Here is a 19,133-nt window from a genome sequence, read left to right as displayed (position 1 = left end):
CGTCTACTCCGGAAATTTCGAGACGATGATGAACATCGCCGTGCCGGCAAGCATGGTGATGAAGGAATAGGTGTAGAGCGCCAGTGCGAAGGGCTGGAACAGCATCAGGAAGCCGATGGCGATGATCGCGGTGGCGACGTTTTCCATCAGCCCGCGCCTGGCCCAAACGGGCCAGCGCGATTTGCGTTTTGCGGTCAGGTTCATTTGCGCACCGCGCCAAAGGTGATGCCGCGCAGCAATTGCTTGCGAAGCAGGATAGTGAAGACCAGGATCGGCACCAGGAAGATCGTTGTGCCGGCCGCGACCGCCGGCCAGTCCTGGCCGCCTTCGCCGATGATGGTCGGGATGAAGGGCGGCGCGGTCTGCGCCGTGCCCGAGGTCAGTAGCGCAGCGAAGGCATATTCGTTCCAGGCAAAGATCAGACAGAAAATGGCGGTTGCGGCAATACCGGTGGTCGCCTGCGGCAGTACCGTGCGCCAGAACGCCTGCAGCCTGGTGTAGCCGTCGATCATCGCCGCTTCTTCATATTCGCGCGGGATCTCGTCGATGAAGCCTTTCAGCAGCCACACTGCCAACGACACGTTAACCGCCGTATAGAGCAGGATCATGCCGAGAGCCGTGTCCGACAGGCCAAGCTCGCGATACATCAGGTAGATTGGGATGGCGACAGCGATCGGCGGCATCATCCGCGTCGACAGGATGAAGAACAAAAGGTCGTCGGCGAGCGGCACCTTGAAGCGCGAAAAACCGTAGGCCGACAGCGTGCCGAGGAACACTGCGCAAAAGGTTGAGCCGAAGGCGATGATCAGCGAATTGACGAAGCGCGGCATGAAGTTCGAGGGGCCGGCGATCACCATGTTGCGCTTGCGCACCGTCTCGTCGCAAAGGCCCGTCGCCGGCCCCAGCGAGTTGATGTATTCCGGCGTCTGCCTTGTCCGCGTCGTGAACAGGTTGCAGTAGCCCTCAACGCTGGGCTGGAACAGGATCTTCGGCGGATAGGCGATCGAATCCGGCGGCGTCTTGAAGCTGGTGGCGAAGATCCACAGCAGCGGCACGATCGAGATCAACGCGTAGGCGACGATGATCGTGCCGGCGACGCGCTTTGACGTGGCCGAGGGTGCGACGACCGAATGGGCTGACGTCAGGCTCATCTCTGCTTCACCTTGTTGAGCGCCTTGACGTAGATGTTCGCCAGGCCGAACACCGCGACGAACAGGATGATGGCGAAGGCCGAGGAATAGCCCGTCCGCCAGCTTTCGAAGGCCTGCCGCTTCAGCGTGATCGAGGCCACTTCGGTGGTCGATCCCGGCCCGCCACCGGTCAGCAAATTGACCATGTCGAACATCTTGAAGTTCTCGATTCCGCGAAACAGCACCGCCAGCATGATGAAGGGCAGCGCCATCGGCAGCGTGATCGACCAGAACTGCCGCCAGTTGGAGGCGCGGTCGACCTCGGCCGCTTCGTAGATGTATTCGGGGATCGAGCGCAGGCCGGCGAGGCAGATCAGCATCACGTAGGGAGTCCACATCCAGGTATCGACGATGATGATCGACCATGGCGCCAGCGACACGTTGGACAGCATGCTGATCTCGGTTGCCGGAATGCCGGTGACGAACGAAACGGCGTAGGCGAACAGCCCGATCTGCGGCTCGTAGAGGAAGCGCCAGAAATTACCGACCACCGCCGGCGACAGCATCATCGGCACCAGGATGATGGTCGTCCAGAAGGCGTGGCCACGAAACTTGCGGTCGATCAGCCAAGCCAGCGTAAAGCCGATCAGCGTCTGCAGCAGGATGGTCCAGAACACGAAATGCGCCGTCGTCTGCATGGCGATCCAGATGTCCTGGTCAGCGAGGATGCGCTTGTAGTTGGCCAGCCCAAGGTTCTTCACCACCTCGTTGGGGCGATTGGCGCGAAAGTTGGTGAAGGACAGGTAGATCGCCCAGAACAGCGGGAAGATATTGATGGCGAGAAGCAACAGGATCGTCGGCGAGATGAACAGCCAGGCGAGGCCCTTGTCGCTGATGCCCCGGACCTTGCGGGCCAACGGCTCAGGCGTAGCCCGGGCAACGCTGTCCGCCGTCCGATTGAGCATGGTCAGTCCTGCTTCGGTCACTTGGATCGTCTCGACAATGGAATTTATCTGAACTGTGTCCCGTGCCAAGGGCGGCACGGGACGGTTCGGTCATGGGCTCGGGAGGAGCCGGTTACATCCGATTACATCTTGCCATCGTCCTGGAAGACCTCGGTCCAGTCCTTGACGAGGCCGTCGAGCGCGTCCTTGGCCGAGCCTTGCCCGGCAACGACATAGTCGTGGAAGCGCTTCTGCGATGCCTGCAGCAGCGGTGCGTAGCTCGGCTCGGCCCAGAAATCCTTCACGATGGCCATAGAGTCGAGGAAGGTCTGCGCATAAGGCTGGCTGGCCGGGAAGCCCGGGTCCTTGACGACCGCGTTGAGGCAGGAATAGCCGCCGAGCGACCACCATTTGGACTGCACGTCCTTGTTGGCGAACCATTTGATGTATTTGAGCGCGGCTTCCTGCTTGTCGGAATAGGAGACCACCGAGATGCCCTGGCCGCCGAGCTGGGCGAACTGGTCGCCGTCGGGACCCTTGGGATTGACGAAATAGCCGATCTTGTCGCCGCCGACATTTTCGTCCTTCTGCAGGCCTGGCCAGGTGAAGGCGAAGTTCATGTGCATCGCCACCTGGCCGGATTTGAAGGCGTCGACGCCTTCGCCCATGTAGCTGTTCGAGGCGCCGGGAGGGGTGCAGCAATCATAGAGCGCCTTGTAGAACTCCAAGCCCTTCACCGATTTATCGGAGTTGACGAAACCTTCCATCTCGTAGGGCTTTTTCGGATTTTCATACTGGAAGCCGAAGCTGTAGAGGACGTCCATGGCACCCATGGTGATACCTTCCGAGCCGCGCTCGGTGTAGATCGACGCGCCATAGACGGTCTTGCCGTCGATCTCGCGCTTCTGGAAGAATTCGGCGATCTGCCTCAGCTGGTCGAAGGTTGTCGGCGGGCCGAGATCCCAACCGTATTTCTCCTTGAATTCCTTCTGCAGTTCCGGCTTGGAGAACCAGTCCTTGCGATAGGTCCAGCCGACGACGTCGCCCATAGCCGGCAGCGCCCAGTAATTCGGCGAGTTCTTCGGCCATTCCGAGTAGCCGACGACAGTCGCCGGCACGAAATCGTCCATGCTGATCTTCTCCTTGTCGAAGAAGTCGTTCAGCTTGACGTAATGGCCGTTCTCGGCGGCGCCGCCGATCCACTGGCTGTCGCCGATGATCATGTCGCACAGCTTGCCGTGCGAATTCAGCTCGTTGAGAAAGCGGTCGGCATAGTTGGTCCACGGCACGAATTCGAATTTCATGCCGATGCCGGTTTCCTTGGTGAAGTCCTTGGACAATTCCACGAGCGCGTTAGCCGGGTCCCAGGCTGCCCAGCAAAGCGTCAGATCTTCTGCCTGCGCGACGTTCGAAACGGCTGTCGACGCGAGGAGTGTCGATGCCAGTCCCAACGCCAGTTTCAAGGTCGATTTCATGCCTTCCTCCCATTTGCGAAACGCGTCCGGATGACGGTTTCAAGAGCCCGCTAAACCCCTCCTCCGGGGCCTAAACACAACGGCGCGGCAACACGTCGGATGTTTAGTAATTTGTTTAGTGATGCAATTTTTACTAAACAAGGCAAGCGAATTCGTTGCTGCACCGCAGCATGCTGGATAGGAAAGCAACGTGAGAAGTTGCGGCGACCTGCCTAGGTCACCGTCTTGTTGCTGACCGCCACCGGACGGATCACTGGGGCCGGCGGCAGCAGCGCGCGGATATCGGCGAAGGGGAAGACCGGCTCGAAGCGGAAGGCCTCGGCGAACGATCCGGCTGGGCCGTTGCACTGGCCGGCGCGAAAGGCGTTCTGCGTGCGCGCCGCGTCGACGAAACGCTCGGGATCCTGCGACTGGTGCGCCCGGATCGCCTCCGCCTTGAGATCGAAATGCCTGGAGATATCGACGTAGTGCGTTGGCGAAAACCCGGTGCCGCCGAGCGTGTCGGCATGCAGCACCGGCACCGAGAATGACGCTGCGATGCGCACGCTATCCGATAGCGCGCGGTGGTCGCCATGATAGTCGTTCGGCGCATGGGTGATCGCCAGATCCGGCCTTATCTCGCCGATCAGTGCTTTCAGCGCCGCGATCAGGGCGGCGTCCGCCACCAGCGCGCCATCGGGAAAATCGATGAAGCGCGGCGTCACGCCAAGCAGACCGGCCGCCGCCGTCGCCTCTTTGCGGCGCGTGCGGGCAAGCGCGGCCGGATCGCCATAGCCGCCCCTGGCGCCATCCGTGGCTACGGCAAAAAAGAGTTCTGCGCCTTGCGCGGCATAGGCGGCCATCGTACCGAACATGAAGATCTCGATGTCGTCCGGATGCGCGCCAAGCGCCAATATCTTCACTCTCATCCCTCCCGGAACTGGAAAACGTGCCCAACGGAATTCTGCTCGCTCTCATCGCCTATGCAAGCTATTCGTGCAGCGACGCGGTTGTCAAAAGCCTGGGCGGGCAGTTCAACGTCTTCGAGATCGGCTTCTTCTCGACATTGTTTGCCGGCTGCTTTCTGCTCTTTGCCAGGCCGCCAGGCGAGCGCTGGCGCGATTTCTGGCGCACGACGCGGCCCTGGGCGGTACAGGCCCGCGCCTGGGCTGGCATCGCCTCCGGCGTGCTCAGCGTCTACGCCTTCACCACCATCCCACTGGCGGAAGTCTATGCGCTGATCTTCCTGGCGCCGCTATTCGTCACCATCCTGGCCACGCTGGTCCTCAAGGAGAAGGTCGGCCCATGGCGATGGCTGGCGGTGGTCGCGGGCTTTGCCGGGGTCATGCTGGTCGTCAGGCCGGGGTTTCGCGAGTTGCATCTTGGTCATCTGGCGGCGTTCATCATCGCCTTCCTGGCCGCCACCAATGTCATCCTGATGCGTTCGCTTGCCGCGCAGGAAAAGCGCACGACGATGCTCGGCGTGCTGATCGGCTACGGCCTGCTCTTCAACGGCGTCGGTGCGGCGGCCACCTCGTTCTCGCTGCCGGATGGCAGGCAATGGGCTTGGCTGGTGCTGGCCGGCGCCTTCACCGCCAGCGGCCAGCTGCTGCATCTGTTGGCGGTCAAATACGCACCGGCCAACCGCATCGCGCCAACGCATTATTCGCAGATCGTCTGGGCGGTGGTTCTAGGCGCGCTGTTCTTCAGGGAATATCCGGATTTTCTGTCGCTGGTCGGGCTTGCCGTGGTCGGCGGTTCCGGTCTGCTGACGATGGTGCGCGAGGAGGTGCGGCTCGGCACGGTGCGCTGGAACCCGTTTGCGCGGACCCGACTTTGAGCTGGTACCAAGCTTGCGCGGCGACCGCCACCGCTGATATGCGATCGCTGCCAACTGGCTGCACATCATAGGACAATGACGACAAAACCTTTGCCGGACCTGCCGGTCTCCGCGGTCTTGCCGGCGCTCAATGAAGCGCTGAGCCATGGTAACAGCGCCGTGCTGGTGGCTCCGCCCGGCGCCGGCAAGACGACGCTGGTTCCGCTGACGCTGCTCGATGCGCAATGGCTCGGCGCCGGAAAGATCATCCTGCTCGAGCCGCGCCGCCTCGCCGCCCGCGCTGCCGCCCGCCGCATGGCCGAACTGCTTGGCGAAGAGCCCGGTGAAACCGTCGGCTATGCCATGCGCATGGAAAACCGGACTTCCGCGAAGACCAGGATCGTCGTCGTCACCGAAGGCGTGTTGTCCCGCATGATCCTCGACGATCCCGAGCTGCCTGGTGTCTCGGCGGTGTTGTTCGACGAGTTCCACGAACGTTCGCTCGACGGTGATTTCGGGCTGGCGCTGGCGCTCGACGTGCAGGGTGCGCTGAGGCCCGACCTCAGATTGCTGGTCATGTCAGCGACGCTCGATGGCGCGCGTGTCGCAAAATTGCTTTCCGGCGCGCCGGTGATCGAGAGCGCAGGCCGCGCCTTTCCGGTCGACATCCGCTATGACGAGCGGCCGGCCGGCGTCACCATCGAGGATGCCATGGCCAGGGTGATCCGCTCGGCGCTTGCCGGGGAGGAGGGCAGCGTGCTTGTCTTCCTGCCCGGCCAGCGCGAGATCGAGCGCACCGCCGAGCGGCTGGCGGGCAAGGTCGGCGCCGACACCGACATCGTGCCGCTCTACGGCATGCTCGACAACAGGACGCAGGACGCAGCGATCAAGCCGGCGCCGCCCGGCCGTCGCAAGGTCGTGCTGGCGACGTCGATCGCCGAAACCTCCATCACCATCGACGGCGTGCGCGTCGTCATCGATTCCGGCCTGTCGCGGCTGCCGCGCTATGAGCCGGCCAGCGGCCTGACGCGGCTGGAGACGGTGCGTGCTTCCCGCGCTTCCGCCGACCAGCGCGCCGGCCGGGCCGGGCGCACACAGCCGGGCGTCGCTATCCGGCTGTGGCGGGCCGAGCAGACAGCGGCACTGCCGGCCTTCACGCCACCGGAAATCCTCGAAGCCGATCTCTCCGGCCTGTTGCTCGATTGCGCGGCGTTCGGCGTTGCCGATCCGACGAGCCTGTCCTTCCTCGACCCCCCGCCGGCTCCGGCGCTCAACGAGGCAAGGGCGCTGCTGCGCGCGCTCGATGCCGTCGATGCGGCAGGGCGCTTGACGGAGGCCGGTGCCGCGATGCGCAAGCTGGCTCTGCCGGTCCGGCTCGCCCACATGGTCGCCGAGGCGGCAAGGACCGGCCAGGCGCTCGAGGCGGCGATGCTGGCCATGCTGCTCACCGAGCGCGGCCTTGGCGGCGATGGTGCCGATCTCGAACGGCGGCTGATGCGCTTTCATGCCGAAAGATCGCCGCGTGCCACCGCTGCCCGGCAGCTGGCCGAGAGGTTGGCAAAGCAGGCTTCACCCTCCCCCTCGACGGGAGGGTCGGCGAGCGAGCCGAGCGCAGCGAGACGAGGGAGACGCGGCGGGGTCGCCGATGGCGTGCCCGAACCGACCCCACCCCGGTCCGCTACGCGGATCGACCCTCCCCTCAAGGGAGAGGGCAGCACCGCCGGCGCTCTCCTCATCCATGCCTGGCCGGACCGGGTCGCTAAAGCGCGCGGCGAGCGTGGCCGCTTCGTGCTTGCCACCGGCTCCGGCGCCATGCTCGACGCCTCCGACCCGCTGGCCGGCGAGACCTGGCTCGTCGTCGCCGATCTGCAGGGTAAGGCGCAGAACGCCCGCATCACCGCGGCGGCGGCGCTCGACGAGGCCGACATCCGCACCGCGCTGGCGGAAAAGATCGAGACTCGCCGCGAGGTGAGCTTCGACCGCGATAGGCGCGCGGTGCGGGTGCGCGAAACGGTTCGGCTCGGCGCCATCACGTTGTCCGAACGCATGCTGCCGGCGCCGACCGGTGCCGACGCAGACAGCGCCATTCTCGACGCCTTGCGCGAACACGGCCTGTCGCTGCTGCCGTGGAGCAGGGAAGCGGAGACGTTGCGGCAGCGGCTCGGCTGGCTGCATCGCGGCCTCGGTGCGCCATGGCCCGATGTCTCCGATGCGGCGCTCGTCGAGCGCCTCGACGACTGGCTGCTGCCGTTCCTTTCCGGTGCCGCATCCTTTGCCGCGATCGATCCCAGCGTGCTTTCGCAAGGCCTGATGACGCTGGTACCGCACGAATTGCAGCGCAAGATCGACACATTGGCGCCGACCCATTTCGACGCGCCGTCGGGCAGTCAGCTGCCGATCCGCTATGAAGGCGAATGGCCGGTACTGGCAATCCGCGTGCAGGAGCTGTTCGGCCTCGACCGGCATCCCGCGATCGCCAACGGCACTGTGCCGCTGACGCTCGAATTGCTGTCACCGGCGCACCGGCCGATCCAGACGACGCGCGACCTGCCCGGGTTCTGGCGCGGCTCCTGGGCCGATGTGCGGACAGACATGCGCGGCCGCTATCCCAGGCATGTCTGGCCGGAGAACCCGCTTCTCGCCGCCGCCACGAGCCGCGCCAAACCGCGCGGTACCTAATGATTCCCGGACTGTTATCCCGAACGGAAGGCCAGCTTCGGCGCTTTTTCGGAAAAGACCTCCGGCTGTTTCCCCTCTATAATCATTGGCCATGATAAACATCCTGCACGCACCCGACTTCCAGCAAAGCCAGCGGCTGCGCCTCAACACGCTGATCAGGTTGCGCTGGCTTGCCATCGTCGGCCAGAGCCTGACCGTGCTTGTCGTCGCTTACGGGCTGAAATTTCCGCTGCCGGTCAGCATGTGTTTTGCGCTGATCGCTTGTTCGGCCTGGATGAACCTTTTGCTGACCTTCCGCTATCCGGCGGCGCATCGGCTTACCCCGCTCTCGGCCTTTGCCATCCTGACCTTCGACAGCCTGCAGCTTGCCGGCCTGCTCTACATGACCGGCGGTCTCACCAATCCGTTTTCGCTGCTGATGACCGTGCCCGTCGTCGTCTCGGCGACGTCGCTGCCGCTGCGGCTGACCGCCATGCTCGGCGCGCTGGTGATCGTGGCGGCGACGCTGCTGGTCTTTTACCACCTGCCGCTGCCCTGGCATGAGGGCGCGCCATTGGCGATGCCGTTCATCTATGTCGCCGGCATGTGGATGGCGGTGTTCTGCTCCATCGCCTTTACCGCGATCTACGCCTTCCGGGTGGCCGAGGAGGCGCGGCTGCTTGCCAACGCGCTTGCCGCCACCGAACTGGTGCTGCAGCGAGAGCAGCATCTCTCGGCCCTCGACGGCCTCGCCGCCGCCGCCGCGCACGAGCTCGGCACGCCGCTCGCCACGATCGCGCTTGTCGCCAAGGAGATGGAGAAGGCGCTTGGCCAAGATCCGAAATATGGCGAGGACGTGAAGCTGCTGCGTTCGCAGAGCGAGCGCTGCCGCGAAATCCTGAAGCGCCTGACCAGCCTTTCCTCCGAGAGCGAGGTGCACCTCTCGCGCCTGCCGCTGACCTCGCTGGTCGAGGAGGTGACGGCGCCGCACCGCGATTTCGGCATTTCGATCAAGCTTCGGCCGGGCGAGCGCATCGGCCCGGAACCGGTGGGCCGGCGCAATCCCGGCGTCATCTACGGCCTCGGCAATCTGGTCGAGAACGCCGTCGACTTCGCCCGCAAGAATGTCACCGTGCGCTGGAGCTGGAACGAGGCCGTTGTCAGCTTCACGATCATCGACGACGGGCCGGGCTTTCCGCCCGAGATCATCGACCGCATCGGCGAACCCTATATGTCAACGCGACAAGGCACCGAAGCCGGCGGCGGCCTCGGCCTCGGCCTATTCATCGCCAAGACCTTGCTCGAACGCTCCGGCGCGACGCTCGATTTCCGCAATTCGAGCGAGCCCGGCGAGGGCGCTATCGTGCAGATATCGTGGCCGCGCAGCGTCTTCCTCAATCCCGAGCAGGCTTCGGCCACCATGTTCGACACGGCCTAAATTGGACAATAGCGTTGCGAAACTATATTTGCGTAAAAATCAGGCAGCAGGATTTTCAGCACGATGAGTACTGACGAAACGATTGGCGCAATGGTCGAAGGCGAGGACACCTCGCTGCTGATCGTCGACGACGACAAGCCGTTCCTGACGCGGCTTGCCCGCGCCATGGAAACCAGGGGTTTTGTCGTCGAGACGGCAGAGAGCGTCGAGGAAGCGGTTGCCAAGGCGCGCGCCAATCCGCCGGCCTATGCGGTGGTCGACATGCGGCTGGCCGACGGCAACGGCCTCGACGTCGTCGCCGCGATCCGCGAGAAGCGCGACGATGCCCGCGCCATCATCCTCACTGGCTACGGCAACATCGCCACCGCGGTGACGGCGGTGAAGCTCGGCGCTATCGACTATCTGTCGAAGCCGGCCGACGCCGACGACATCTTTGCAGCCCTGACCCGCACGGCGGGCGAACGCGCAGCACCGCCCGAAAATCCGATGTCGGCCGACCGGGTACGCTGGGAGCACATCCAGCGCGTCTATGAAATGTGCGACCGCAACGTCTCGGAAACCGCGCGCCGGCTGAACATGCATCGCCGCACGCTGCAGCGTATCCTCGCCAAGCGCGCGCCGCGCTAAAAGGCTCTGACTGCAGGCTTGCCCGGCCAGCGCTGTTTGCGCATCATCGCTTGGCGGTGTCGGACCTTGCCGCTGATACGACGGAGGCGACATGCAGGACGAAAAGCGGCTGGTCTCCATGCTGCGCGAATTCCTCGACAGCGAGGCGGCCGGCGGCCTCATCCTGATGGCTGCGGCGGCCCTGGCCCTGATCGTCGCCAATTCGCCGCTGGGCGAGGCTTATTTCTCCGCCCTCCACGCCTATCTCGGACCGCTCAGCGTCTCGCACTGGATCAATGACGGCCTGATGGCGGTGTTCTTCCTGCTGGTCGGCCTCGAGATCAAGCGCGAGATGCTCGACGGCCAGCTCTCGACCTGGCCGCGCCGCGTGCTGCCCGGCATCGCCGCCGCCGGCGGCATGGCGGTGCCGGCACTGGTCTACGTCGCCATCAACCGCAACAATGAAGCCGCTCTGTCCGGCTGGGCGATCCCGACCGCCACCGATATCGCCTTTGCGCTCGGCGTGCTGTCGCTGCTTGGCGGCCGAGTGCCGGGCTCGCTGAAGATATTCCTCACCGCGCTCGCCATCATCGACGATCTCGGCGCCGTGCTCATCATCGCGGTGTTTTATACCAGCGGGCTGTCGCTCGCCTATCTCGGCGCCGCCTTCGCCGTCATCGCGCTGCTGGTGGTGCTCAACCGCATGCGGGTGCTGACGTTGCTGCCGTACGTCTTGCTCGGCATCGTTCTGTGGGTTTTGGTGCTCAAATCGGGCGTCCATGCGACGCTTGCCGGCGTCGCGCTGGCCCTCACCATTCCATTGAAGATATCGCCGGGCAGCGGCCACGATCTCGACCATTCGCCGCTGCACCGGCTCGAACACGGCCTGCACAAAGTCGTCGCCTTTTTCGTCATCCCGATTTTCGGCTTTGCCAACGCCGGCGTCTCGCTCGGCGGTCTCAGCGCTGCCGCCCTGGCCGAGCCGCTGACGCTCGGCGTCGCCGCCGGCCTCGTCGCCGGCAAGCTGGTCGGCGTGTTCGGGTCTTCTGCGCTTGCCATCCGGCTCGGCTTCGCCGATCTGCCGGTCAATGCCGGCTGGCTGCACATGATCGGCATTTCGCTGCTCTGCGGCATCGGCTTCACCATGAGCCTGTTCATCGGCCTGCTCGCCTTCGCCAGCGACGTCGCTCTGCAGGACGCGGTCAAGGTTGGCATCCTCGCCGGCTCCTTCATCGCCGCGCTCCTCGGCGCCACCGTGCTGCTGGTGGCGCCGGCGGCGGACGGGACGGACGAGGCGGAAGAATAGTCGCGCCGCCACTTCCGGCCTTCAGGCCACCTTCTCTCGCATCTGGACCCTACCCGTGCGCAATCATGACGTGGCGGACGGCTGTGTAATCCTCCAGCGCATAGAGCGACATGTCCTTGCCGTAGCCGGATTGTTTCAACCCGCCATGCGGCATCTCGTTTGTCAGCATGAAGTGGGTGTTAATCCAGGTGCAGCCATATTGCAGGCGGGCGGCCGTCGCCATGGCGCGCGAAACGTCCTTGGTCCACACCGATGACGCCAGGCCATAGTCAGAGTCATTGGCCCAGTTCACCGCCTCGTCGACTTCGGAAAAACGGGTGACCGAGACCACCGGGCCGAACACTTCGCGGCGCACGATCTCGTCTTCCTGCAGCGCGCCGGCGACGACGGTCGGCTGGTAGAAGAAGCCGGAGCCCTCGCCCGGCTTGCCGCCCGTGGTAATCTCGATGTGCTTGAGCTCAGAGGCGCGCTCGACGAAGCTCGAGACGCGATCACGCTGGCGACGCGAAATCAGCGGGCCGATCTCGTTCTCGGTATCGTCGGGGCGATCATACTTGATGGTCGAGACCGCAGCGGAGAGGTCGGCGACAAGCTTGTCGTAGATCTTCTTGCCGGCGTAGATGCGGCAGGCGGCGGTGCAGTCCTGGCCGGCATTGTAATAGCCGAAGGCGCGCAGGCCGTTGACCACCGCACCGAGATCGGCGTCATCGAAGACGATGACCGGCGCCTTGCCGCCGAGCTCGAGATGTGTGCGCTTGACCGATTTGGCGGCGGCCTGCAGCACCTTCTTGCCGGTGGCGACGTCACCGGTGATCGAGATCATGTTGACCTTCGGGTGGTTGATCAGCGTGTTGCCGACACTGTCGCCGCGGCCGAGCACGACGTTGACGACGCCTTCCGGCAGGATATCGGCAAGGATTTTCGCCAGCTTCAGCGCGGTCAGCGGCGTCTGTTCCGACGGCTTGAAGACGACGGTGTTGCCGCCGGCAATCGCCGGCGCCAGCTTCCAGGCCATCATCATCAGCGGATAGTTCCACGGCGCGATCGACGCGACAACGCCGATGGCGTCGCGGCGGACCATCGAGGTGTGGCCGGGAATGTATTCGCCGGCGACCTGGCCGGGCATCGAGCGGACCGCACCGGCAAAGAAGCGGTAGCAGTCGACGATCGCCGGGATCTCGTCATTGAGCACGGCATTGATCGGCTTGCCGCAGTTCAGCGCCTCGAGCGTCGCGAAATCCTTTGCCGCGGCCTCGATGCGATCGGCGATCTTCAGGAGATAGCCGGCGCGCTGCGCCGGTGTTGTGCGGGACCAGGTGACGAACGCTTTTTCCGCGGCAAGCACTGCTGCCTCGATCTGCGCCGGGCTGGCCTCGGGCAGGTTGACGATGGTCGCCCCGGTCTTCGGGTTGAGGATCGGTTCCTCGGTCTCGGTGCCTTTTTCGAATTTCGAGCCGATCAGCATCTGCGTGTCCATGGAAGTCTCTCCCTTATGAACGAGATCATTTGCCCGAACCGGCGATCTGGTCGCCGTCGCGGGTCAGGTAATAGGCAGCGAGGATGGGAAGCAGCGTCACCAGCACCACGACCATCGCCACGACATTGGTGACCGGACGCTGGCGCGGACGGATCAACTCTTCGAGCATCCAGATCGGCACCGTTTGCTGCTGGCCGGCGGTGAAGGTGGTGACGATGACCTCGTCGAAGGACAGCGCAAAGGCCAGCATGCCGCCGGCCAGCAGCGCGGTTGCGATGTTGGGCAGCACGACATGCCGAAAGGTCTGGAAACCGTCGGCGCCGAGGTCCATCGACGCCTCGATCATCGAGCCGGACGTGCGGCGGAAACGGGCGACCGCATTGTTGTAGACGACGACCACGCAGAAGGTGGCGTGGCCGAGCACGATCGTCCAGAACGAGAACGGGATTTCGGCCAGCGCGAACGCCGAGCGCAGCGCGATGCCGGTGATGATGCCGGGCAGCGCGATCGGCAGGATCACCAGCAGCGAGATGGTTTCGCGGCCGAAGAATTTTGTGCGGGACACGGCGGCGGCGCACAGCGTGCCGAGGACCAGCGCGATGGCGGTCGAGATCGCCGCGACCCGTACAGACAGCGACAGCGCCTGCCAGACGTCGGGGCGGTTCCAGGTGGTGGCGAACCATTGCGTGGTCAGGCCCGGCGGCGGCCAGACGAAGCTCTTCTCCTCGGTGGTGAAGGCATAGACGAAGATCAGCAGAATCGGCAAATGCAGGAAAAGCAGGCCCCCGGTGGCAGCGAGCTTCAGGCCGATCGGCGCGGATTGGCCGCGGTCAGAGCGCATCGAAGGCCCCCATGCGCTTGGCGCCCCAGAGATAGAAGCCCATGATGACGATCGGCACCACAGTGAAGGCGGCGGCGAGCGGGATGTTGCCGGCGGTGCCCTGCTGCGAATAGACGGCCTGGCCGATGAACAGCCGCGAGGTGCCGATGATCTGCGGAATGATGTAGTCGCCGAGCGTCAGCGAGAAGGTGAAGATCGAACCGGCGACGATACCCGGCAATGCCAGCGGGAACAGCACGTTGCGGAAGGTCTGGCCGGGTGACGCGCCGAGATCGGAAGAAGCCTCGACCAGATTGCCCGGCACGCGCTCGAGGGCCGCCTGCACCGGCAGGATCATGAACGGCAGCCAGACATAGACAAAGACGATGAAGGTGCCGGTGGACGATACCGACAGCGAGTTGCCGCCGACGATCGGCAGCGACAGCCAGGCATCAAGCAGCCACAGAAGATGCAATTTGGCCAGCAGCCACGTCAGGATGCCTTCCTTGGCGAGGATCAGCTTCCAGGCATAGATCTTGACCAGGTAGCTCGACCACAGCGGCAGCATGACGCCGAGATAAAACAACGCCTTCCAACGGCCGCGCGCATAGCGCGCCGCGTAATAGGCGATGGGAAAGGCAATGACCGCCGACGCAAACGTCACCAGCGCCGCCATCGTCACCGTGCGCAGGATGATGTCGAGATTGGCGGCCTGCAGCAGGTCGCCATAAGTCTTCAGCGTGAACTCGCGGTTGATGAGGCCGGAGAACTCGTCGATCGAGAAGAAGCTCTGCAAAAGCAGCGCGAACAGCGAGCCGATATAGACGATGCCGAGCCAAAGAACCGGCGGCAGCAGCATGAGCAGAAGCAGGAGTTGGGGCCGGCGCCAGAAGAGGTCGGAGAGCGCGCCGCGCAGGCCGCCGCTTCCCGGCAGGATGGCGGGGGTCGTGGCCCGCGGCATGGCGGCGTCCAGGCTCATCCCAGCTCGTCCATCAGATGCAAATGCTCGCGGTTGAAGGTGAGCACCACCGCCTCGCCTTCCCGGGGCAAGGCAGCACCCGCCGGCACGATGGCATGCAGCCGCAAGCCTTCGGCATCGAGCGCCAGTCTTATCGTCGCGCCGAGATAGTTGGTCGACACCAGGCGAGCCGCAACGCCGTCGCCCTTGGCCGCCCGGCCGATGCGAATGGATTCAGGGCGCAGGCTGCCCCAGCGATGCTGGCCGGCATAGCGCTGGACGAAATCCGGCGGCAGTACGTTGGACGAGCCGACGAAATCGGCGACGAAGCGGGTCTTGGGGCGCTGGTAGATGTCTTCCGGCGTGCCGATCTGCATGATCTTGCCGTCGTTGAAGACGGCGACGCGATCGGCCATCGACAGCGCCTCGCCCTGGTCATGGGTGACGAACACGAAGGTGATGCCGAGCGCCTTCTGCAGCGATTTCAACTCCTCCTGCATGTTCTCGCGAAGCTTGAGGTCGAGCGCGCCGAGCGGCTCGTCGAGCAACAGCACCTTGGGCTGGTTGACCAGCGCACGGGCGAGCGCGACGCGCTGGCGCTGGCCGCCGGAAAGCTGGCCAGGGCGACGCGCGCCGTAGCCGGGAAGCCGCACCAGCGCCAGCGCTTCTTCCGCCGCCTTTTGCCGCTCCGGTCTGCCGACGCCCTTGACCATCAGCCCATAGGCGACGTTGTCGAGCACGTTGAGATGCGGGAACAGCGCATAATCCTGGAACACGGTGTTGACGTTGCGGCGATAGGGCGGCACGCCCTCGGCGCGTTCGCCGAAGATCGAGATCGAGCCCGCCGTCGGCTGCTCGAACCCGGCGATGAGGCGCAGGCACGTCGTCTTGCCCGAGCCGGAAGGCCCGAGCATGGCGAAGAACTCGCCCGGCACGATGTCGAGATCGACCGCGTCGACGGCACGCACGCTGCCGAAATGGCGGGAGACTTTTTGGAAAGAAACGGCGGAGGTCATGGGTTGTCCTGATCTGTCAGGCTCATCAAATTCAGGGTAGCGCTGCCCCTCATCCGCCTGCCGGCACCTTCTCCCGTAGTGGACGGGGAGAAGGGAGGCGCTCCAACGCTGGCGACCCCCCGTTCTTCACGGGGAGAGGGTAAGGGTGAGGGGCAGCGCCGAGCTTCGTAGGTGAGACGAACTCACCGTCCGCCGATGACGCCGATATAGTCCGACACCCAGCGGTAATAGGGCACGCACTGGTCGTTCTGGGTGGCGCATTTCGAGACCGGCGTCTTCCAGAACTTGATCTTGTCGAAATTGTCGTAGCCGTTGGTCTTGCAGCCCTCTTCGCCGAGCAGTTCGTTGCCCTTGCAGGCGGCGGGCACCACCGGCAGCGAGCCGAACCAGGCGGAGACGTCGCCCTGCACTTTCGGCGACAGCGAATGCTCAATCCACATGTAGGCGCAGTTCGGGTGGGCCGCATCGGCCTCCATCATGGTGGTGTCGGCCCAGCCGGTGACGCCCTCCTCGGGAATGGTCGAGGCGACCGGCTTCTTGGCCGCGATCAGCGTGTTGACCTGATAGGGCCATGAACCGGAGGCGACGACGCCTTCGTTCTGGAAATCGTCGACCTGGATGGCAGCGTCATGCCAGTAGCGTCCGACCAGCGTACGCTGGACGCGCAGCAGGTCGAGCGCAGCCTGGTACTGGTCCTCAGTCAGTTCGTACGGATCCTTGATGCCGAGCTCCGGCTTGTGGGCCATCAGGTAGTTGGCGGCATCAGCAATGTGGATCGGCCCGTCATAGGCCTGGACGCGGCCCTTGTTCGACTTGCCGTCGGGTAGCTTCATTTCCTCGAACACGATGTTCCAGCTCTTCGGCGCCTCCTTGAACACTTCGGTGTTGTACATCAGCACATTCGGCCCCCATTGGTACGGCACGCCGTAATGGACACCGCCGACGGTGAACCAGGGCGCATCCTTCAGCCGGTCGTCGACCGTCTTCCAGCTCGGGATGAGGTCGGTGTTGATCGGCTGGACGCGCTTGCCCGCAACCAGGCGCAGCGAGGCGTCGCCCGAGGCAGTGACAAGGTCGAAACCGCCTTCGTTCATCAACGAAACCATCTCGTCGGAGGTGTTGGCGGTCTTGACGTTGACCTTGCAGCCGGTTTCCTTCTCGAACGAGGTGACCCAATCATAGCCCTTGTCGGTTTCGCCGCGCTCGATATAGCCCGGCCAGGCGACGATATTGACCTCGCCTTCACCCTTGCCCAGCTCCTTGACCTGGGCGATGGCCTGGCCGGAGAAGGTCAGCGCGACCGTCAAGGCAGTGCATGATTTCAGCAATGAATTCATCGTCGATCTCCCATTTTGCATGACCTCGAAACCGGTTTCGGTTTTCGGAAAAGGTCATGCGCCCGTTCAAACGTTGGATGCGCGGCTCTAAGGGGCCGTGCTCCTGCGGCAGCTTTGTTCCTTGGCTCAAAAGTGCTGCGAAATTTCCGGTTTCGCAAATTCATTTATCAGAAAGCCGATATCGGTTTTTCCGATACATCACCGGCCGATCTTCTCGGGCCGTTGGCGCACCATGCGCTGCGACTGGGCAAGTCCGATGAAGTCGCGCGCCGCCTGCGGCAGGCCGGAGCCGCGCCGCCAGACCATGCCGACCTGGACGACCGGCAACGATCCCGAAATATCGCGCGATTCGATGCGGTCGCCTTCCAGCGACCATGGCCGGTAGACGAGGTCCGGCAGCAGCGCCACGCCGGCGCCGGTGGCGACGAGACTGCGCACCGCTTCGACCGAGCGGGTGCGGAATGCGACGTGCGGTTTGGCGCCGATCGCCGTCAGCAGCTTTCCGGTATTCTCCTCGATCTCGTCGACGGTCAGCATGATCAGCGGTTCCGAGGCGATATCGCCGATGCCGATGATGTCGGCACCGGCCAACGGATGGCCGAGCGGCAGCCACAGCCGGTAGGCCGAGACTTCGAGGATTTCGGACTGCAGCGCGGTGCGGTCGCGCAGGTTCGAGGTGACCATGACCGCAATGTCGAGCTTGCCGCCGATCAACAGGTGCTCGAGATAGTCGCCATTGTCCTCGATCGCCGAGACCTCGACACCCGGATAGGCGCGGCGGTAGCGGGCAAGAAGATCGGACAGCACATAGCCGGCGACCAGCGAGGTGACGCCAAGTTGCAGCCGCCCGCTTGCCGCGATCTGTTCGCCGAAGAAGGCGCGGCGCGCATCGGAAACGTCGGCAAGGATCTTCCTCGCATGGCGCAGGAACTGGTGGCCCTTGTGGGTGATGTTCAGCCCGCGCGGGTGGCGCTCGAACAGCTCGACGCCGAGATCGTGCTCCAGCTCCTTGATCGCCTCGGTGACCGAGGATTGCGAGATCGACAGATTCTGGGCGGCGCCCGACACCGTGCCTTGCTCGGCGACGGCGATGAAGAACTGCAATTGGCGGATGGTGAAAGCCATGGCCGGACTAAACACGGCAGAGGCGGCGCTGGGAAGTGGGTGCTGGTGCCGTTCTCCCGATAGAGCTCAGTCCTCGCTTCCGCCATCCGCAATGCTGAGCCGCGCGCCGGCCTGGGCAAGGGCGGCGGCGATGTCATGCGGCGGCGGACGGTCGGTCGCGAGTTCGGAAAAGCCGTCGAAGCCGCAGACCTGAACCAGACCCTGCCGGCCGAATTTGCTGTGGTCGGTGACGACAAGCGAACGCTGGCCGCGCGACAGCACCATGCGGGCGAACTCAGCCTCTTCGAGGTCATAGTCCATGACACCCGTGATGGCATCGACCGCGCCGGTCGAAATCACCGCGTGGCTGACGGAGAAGCGGCTGACGAATTCGATGGCTGAGACGCCGAAAGCAGCACCGGAATCGCTGCGCAGCTCGCCGCCGGCCATATAGACCTTGTTGCCGTTGACGGTGGCCAGCGTGCGGGCGATGTCGGAGGAATTGGTGACGACCGTCAGCCGCCGGTGGCCGAGCAGCTCGCGGGCCAGGAAGCTCGTGGTCGTGCCGGTGTCGAGCATGATCGACTCGCCGTCGCGGATGGTGGCAGCGACCATGCGGGCAATTGCCCGCTTGGCATCGGCGTTCTCACGCATGCGCCGCTCGAACGGCGCTTCGCCGGCAATCGACGGCAGGCCGACGGCGCCATGCATCTTGAGGATGGAACCATCGCTGGTCAGTGGCTTGACATCGCGGCGTACCGTCTCCAGCGAGACGCCCAGCCGGTCAGCCAGGCTGGCAATGGTGACGGTGCCTTCCTCCTTGAGGAGGCGCAGGATTTCGCCATGCCGCTTCGAGTGGCCCATCGGTTCCAACCGGTCGAATTGTTGCACCATTGACCGTTTCTACGGCATAAATGCCACTTACTCCAAGATATTTCGCAAAATTCGGGCAAAAAAGCAGAAAACACCACAATTTCGCGTTGACAACGTCTCCAGCCTGGCGCGACATTATCGCTGTGACAGGCTCGGAACGGAGGCCGACGGCTGAGCCGCACGAAAAATTGCT

17 protein-coding genes are annotated in these 19,133 nt (G+C 64.2%); 5 read left to right on the top strand and 12 right to left on the bottom strand.

The genetic code is table 11. From position 1 onward, the window contains the following. Nucleotides 1-3 precede the first annotated feature (3 nt). The 5 genes from NKH91_RS25315 to NKH91_RS25295 all read right to left on the bottom strand — a co-directional run bounded on the left by NKH91_RS25315 (nucleotide 4) and on the right by NKH91_RS25295 (nucleotide 4,451). A complete protein-coding gene (locus tag NKH91_RS25315; RefSeq protein WP_023717960.1) occupies nucleotides 4-204 on the bottom strand; it encodes a hypothetical protein in 201 nt (66 codons plus the stop codon). Next, nucleotides 201-1,151, bottom strand: a complete 951-nt coding sequence (locus NKH91_RS25310; RefSeq protein WP_023717959.1) for a carbohydrate ABC transporter permease — start codon at nucleotides 1,149-1,151, stop codon at nucleotides 201-203. Before NKH91_RS25310 ends, NKH91_RS25315 begins: the two co-directional genes overlap by 4 nt. Next, nucleotides 1,148-2,095 carry a carbohydrate ABC transporter permease gene (locus tag NKH91_RS25305; RefSeq protein ID WP_031211681.1) on the bottom strand — a complete coding sequence of 316 codons (948 nt, stop codon included), beginning with the start codon at nucleotides 2,093-2,095 and terminating at the stop codon, nucleotides 1,148-1,150. Before NKH91_RS25305 ends, NKH91_RS25310 begins: the two co-directional genes overlap by 4 nt. Before the next feature lie 122 nt (nucleotides 2,096-2,217). Beyond that, on the bottom strand, nucleotides 2,218-3,549 hold the full coding sequence (locus NKH91_RS25300; protein ID WP_023717957.1) for an ABC transporter substrate-binding protein: 1,332 nt from the start codon (nucleotides 3,547-3,549) through the stop codon (nucleotides 2,218-2,220). Between the two features lie 212 nt (nucleotides 3,550-3,761). Then, nucleotides 3,762-4,451, bottom strand: coding sequence for a PIG-L deacetylase family protein (locus NKH91_RS25295; protein ID WP_352847845.1), 690 nt, complete (start codon nucleotides 4,449-4,451; stop codon nucleotides 3,762-3,764). Nucleotides 4,452-4,477: 26 nt separating this feature from the next. Between NKH91_RS25295 and NKH91_RS25290 the strand changes: the two genes are divergently transcribed. From NKH91_RS25290 to nhaA, 5 genes are all read left to right on the top strand, one after another. Beyond that, nucleotides 4,478-5,368 carry a DMT family transporter gene (locus NKH91_RS25290; protein ID WP_352847847.1) on the top strand — a complete coding sequence of 297 codons (891 nt, stop codon included), beginning with the start codon at nucleotides 4,478-4,480 and terminating at the stop codon, nucleotides 5,366-5,368. Between the two features lie 75 nt (nucleotides 5,369-5,443). Then, nucleotides 5,444-8,026: an ATP-dependent helicase HrpB gene (hrpB, locus tag NKH91_RS25285; RefSeq protein WP_352847849.1), complete on the top strand. Its 2,583-nt coding sequence runs from the start codon at nucleotides 5,444-5,446 to the stop codon at nucleotides 8,024-8,026. Between the two features lie 91 nt (nucleotides 8,027-8,117). After that, a complete protein-coding gene (locus tag NKH91_RS25280) occupies nucleotides 8,118-9,443 on the top strand; it encodes an ActS/PrrB/RegB family redox-sensitive histidine kinase (protein WP_352847852.1) in 1,326 nt (441 codons plus the stop codon). 63 nt (nucleotides 9,444-9,506) lie between these two features. Next, a complete protein-coding gene (locus NKH91_RS25275) occupies nucleotides 9,507-10,070 on the top strand; it encodes an ActR/PrrA/RegA family redox response regulator transcription factor (protein WP_023676342.1) in 564 nt (187 codons plus the stop codon). A gap of 91 nt (nucleotides 10,071-10,161) precedes the next feature. Then, nucleotides 10,162-11,355, top strand: coding sequence for a Na+/H+ antiporter NhaA (nhaA, locus tag NKH91_RS25270; RefSeq protein ID WP_352483987.1), 1,194 nt, complete (start codon nucleotides 10,162-10,164; stop codon nucleotides 11,353-11,355). 49 nt (nucleotides 11,356-11,404) lie between these two features. On the opposite strand, the gene NKH91_RS25265 is transcribed toward nhaA, so the two are convergent. The 7 genes from NKH91_RS25265 to NKH91_RS25235 all read right to left on the bottom strand — a co-directional run bounded on the left by NKH91_RS25265 (nucleotide 11,405) and on the right by NKH91_RS25235 (nucleotide 18,931). Then, nucleotides 11,405-12,832: a gamma-aminobutyraldehyde dehydrogenase gene (locus NKH91_RS25265; RefSeq protein ID WP_352495756.1), complete on the bottom strand. Its 1,428-nt coding sequence runs from the start codon at nucleotides 12,830-12,832 to the stop codon at nucleotides 11,405-11,407. Nucleotides 12,833-12,857: 25 nt separating this feature from the next. Next, the gene (locus tag NKH91_RS25260; protein ID WP_352847855.1) at nucleotides 12,858-13,673 is read right to left on the bottom strand and encodes an ABC transporter permease; all 816 of its coding nucleotides are present in this window, start codon (nucleotides 13,671-13,673) and stop codon (nucleotides 12,858-12,860) included. Beyond that, nucleotides 13,663-14,613 (bottom strand): ABC transporter permease, encoded by a 951-nt coding sequence (locus NKH91_RS25255; protein WP_023717950.1) that lies wholly within the window; start codon nucleotides 14,611-14,613, stop codon nucleotides 13,663-13,665. The genes NKH91_RS25260 and NKH91_RS25255 overlap by 11 nt, the downstream gene beginning before the upstream one ends. Nucleotides 14,614-14,627: 14 nt before the next feature. Continuing rightward, nucleotides 14,628-15,626: an ABC transporter ATP-binding protein gene (locus tag NKH91_RS25250; protein ID WP_352495758.1), complete on the bottom strand. Its 999-nt coding sequence runs from the start codon at nucleotides 15,624-15,626 to the stop codon at nucleotides 14,628-14,630. Between the two features lie 182 nt (nucleotides 15,627-15,808). Then, the gene (locus NKH91_RS25245; RefSeq protein ID WP_352847857.1) at nucleotides 15,809-16,963 is read right to left on the bottom strand and encodes an ABC transporter substrate-binding protein; all 1,155 of its coding nucleotides are present in this window, start codon (nucleotides 16,961-16,963) and stop codon (nucleotides 15,809-15,811) included. 198 nt (nucleotides 16,964-17,161) lie between these two features. Next, nucleotides 17,162-18,088: a LysR family transcriptional regulator gene (locus NKH91_RS25240; RefSeq protein ID WP_023717947.1), complete on the bottom strand. Its 927-nt coding sequence runs from the start codon at nucleotides 18,086-18,088 to the stop codon at nucleotides 17,162-17,164. Between the two features lie 66 nt (nucleotides 18,089-18,154). Further along, nucleotides 18,155-18,931, bottom strand: coding sequence for a DeoR/GlpR family DNA-binding transcription regulator (locus NKH91_RS25235; protein WP_352548939.1), 777 nt, complete (start codon nucleotides 18,929-18,931; stop codon nucleotides 18,155-18,157). Nucleotides 18,932-19,133 lie beyond the last annotated feature (202 nt).

The organism is Mesorhizobium sp. M0894 (assembly GCF_040319725.1).
GTDB lineage: Bacteria > Pseudomonadota > Alphaproteobacteria > Rhizobiales > Rhizobiaceae > Mesorhizobium.
Note: the sequence above shows the minus strand (reverse complement) of the source record. Positions and strands in the feature narration are given on the sequence as shown.

Bases quoted from the DNA above. Each gene is read 5' to 3' on its own strand.
- NKH91_RS25315 (WP_023717960.1), bottom strand. From the start codon at position 204: ATGAACCTGACCGCAAAACGCAAATCGCGCTGGCCCGTTTGGGCCAGG.
- NKH91_RS25310 (WP_023717959.1), bottom strand. From the start codon at position 1,151: ATGAGCCTGACGTCAGCCCATTCGGTCGTCGCACCCTCGGCCACGTCA.
- NKH91_RS25305 (WP_031211681.1), bottom strand. From the start codon at position 2,095: ATGCTCAATCGGACGGCGGACAGCGTTGCCCGGGCTACGCCTGAGCCG.
- NKH91_RS25300 (WP_023717957.1), bottom strand. From the start codon at position 3,549: ATGAAATCGACCTTGAAACTGGCGTTGGGACTGGCATCGACACTCCTC.
- hrpB (WP_352847849.1), top strand. From the start codon at position 5,444: ATGACGACAAAACCTTTGCCGGACCTGCCGGTCTCCGCGGTCTTGCCG.
- NKH91_RS25280 (WP_352847852.1), top strand. From the start codon at position 8,118: ATGATAAACATCCTGCACGCACCCGACTTCCAGCAAAGCCAGCGGCTG.
- NKH91_RS25275 (WP_023676342.1), top strand. From the start codon at position 9,507: ATGAGTACTGACGAAACGATTGGCGCAATGGTCGAAGGCGAGGACACC.
- nhaA (WP_352483987.1), top strand. From the start codon at position 10,162: ATGCAGGACGAAAAGCGGCTGGTCTCCATGCTGCGCGAATTCCTCGAC.
- NKH91_RS25265 (WP_352495756.1), bottom strand. From the start codon at position 12,832: ATGGACACGCAGATGCTGATCGGCTCGAAATTCGAAAAAGGCACCGAG.
- NKH91_RS25260 (WP_352847855.1), bottom strand. From the start codon at position 13,673: ATGCGCTCTGACCGCGGCCAATCCGCGCCGATCGGCCTGAAGCTCGCT.
- NKH91_RS25255 (WP_023717950.1), bottom strand. From the start codon at position 14,613: ATGCCGCGGGCCACGACCCCCGCCATCCTGCCGGGAAGCGGCGGCCTG.
- NKH91_RS25250 (WP_352495758.1), bottom strand. From the start codon at position 15,626: ATGACCTCCGCCGTTTCTTTCCAAAAAGTCTCCCGCCATTTCGGCAGC.
- NKH91_RS25245 (WP_352847857.1), bottom strand. From the start codon at position 16,963: ATGAATTCATTGCTGAAATCATGCACTGCCTTGACGGTCGCGCTGACC.
- NKH91_RS25240 (WP_023717947.1), bottom strand. From the start codon at position 18,088: ATGGCTTTCACCATCCGCCAATTGCAGTTCTTCATCGCCGTCGCCGAG.
- NKH91_RS25235 (WP_352548939.1), bottom strand. From the start codon at position 18,931: ATGGGCCACTCGAAGCGGCATGGCGAAATCCTGCGCCTCCTCAAGGAG.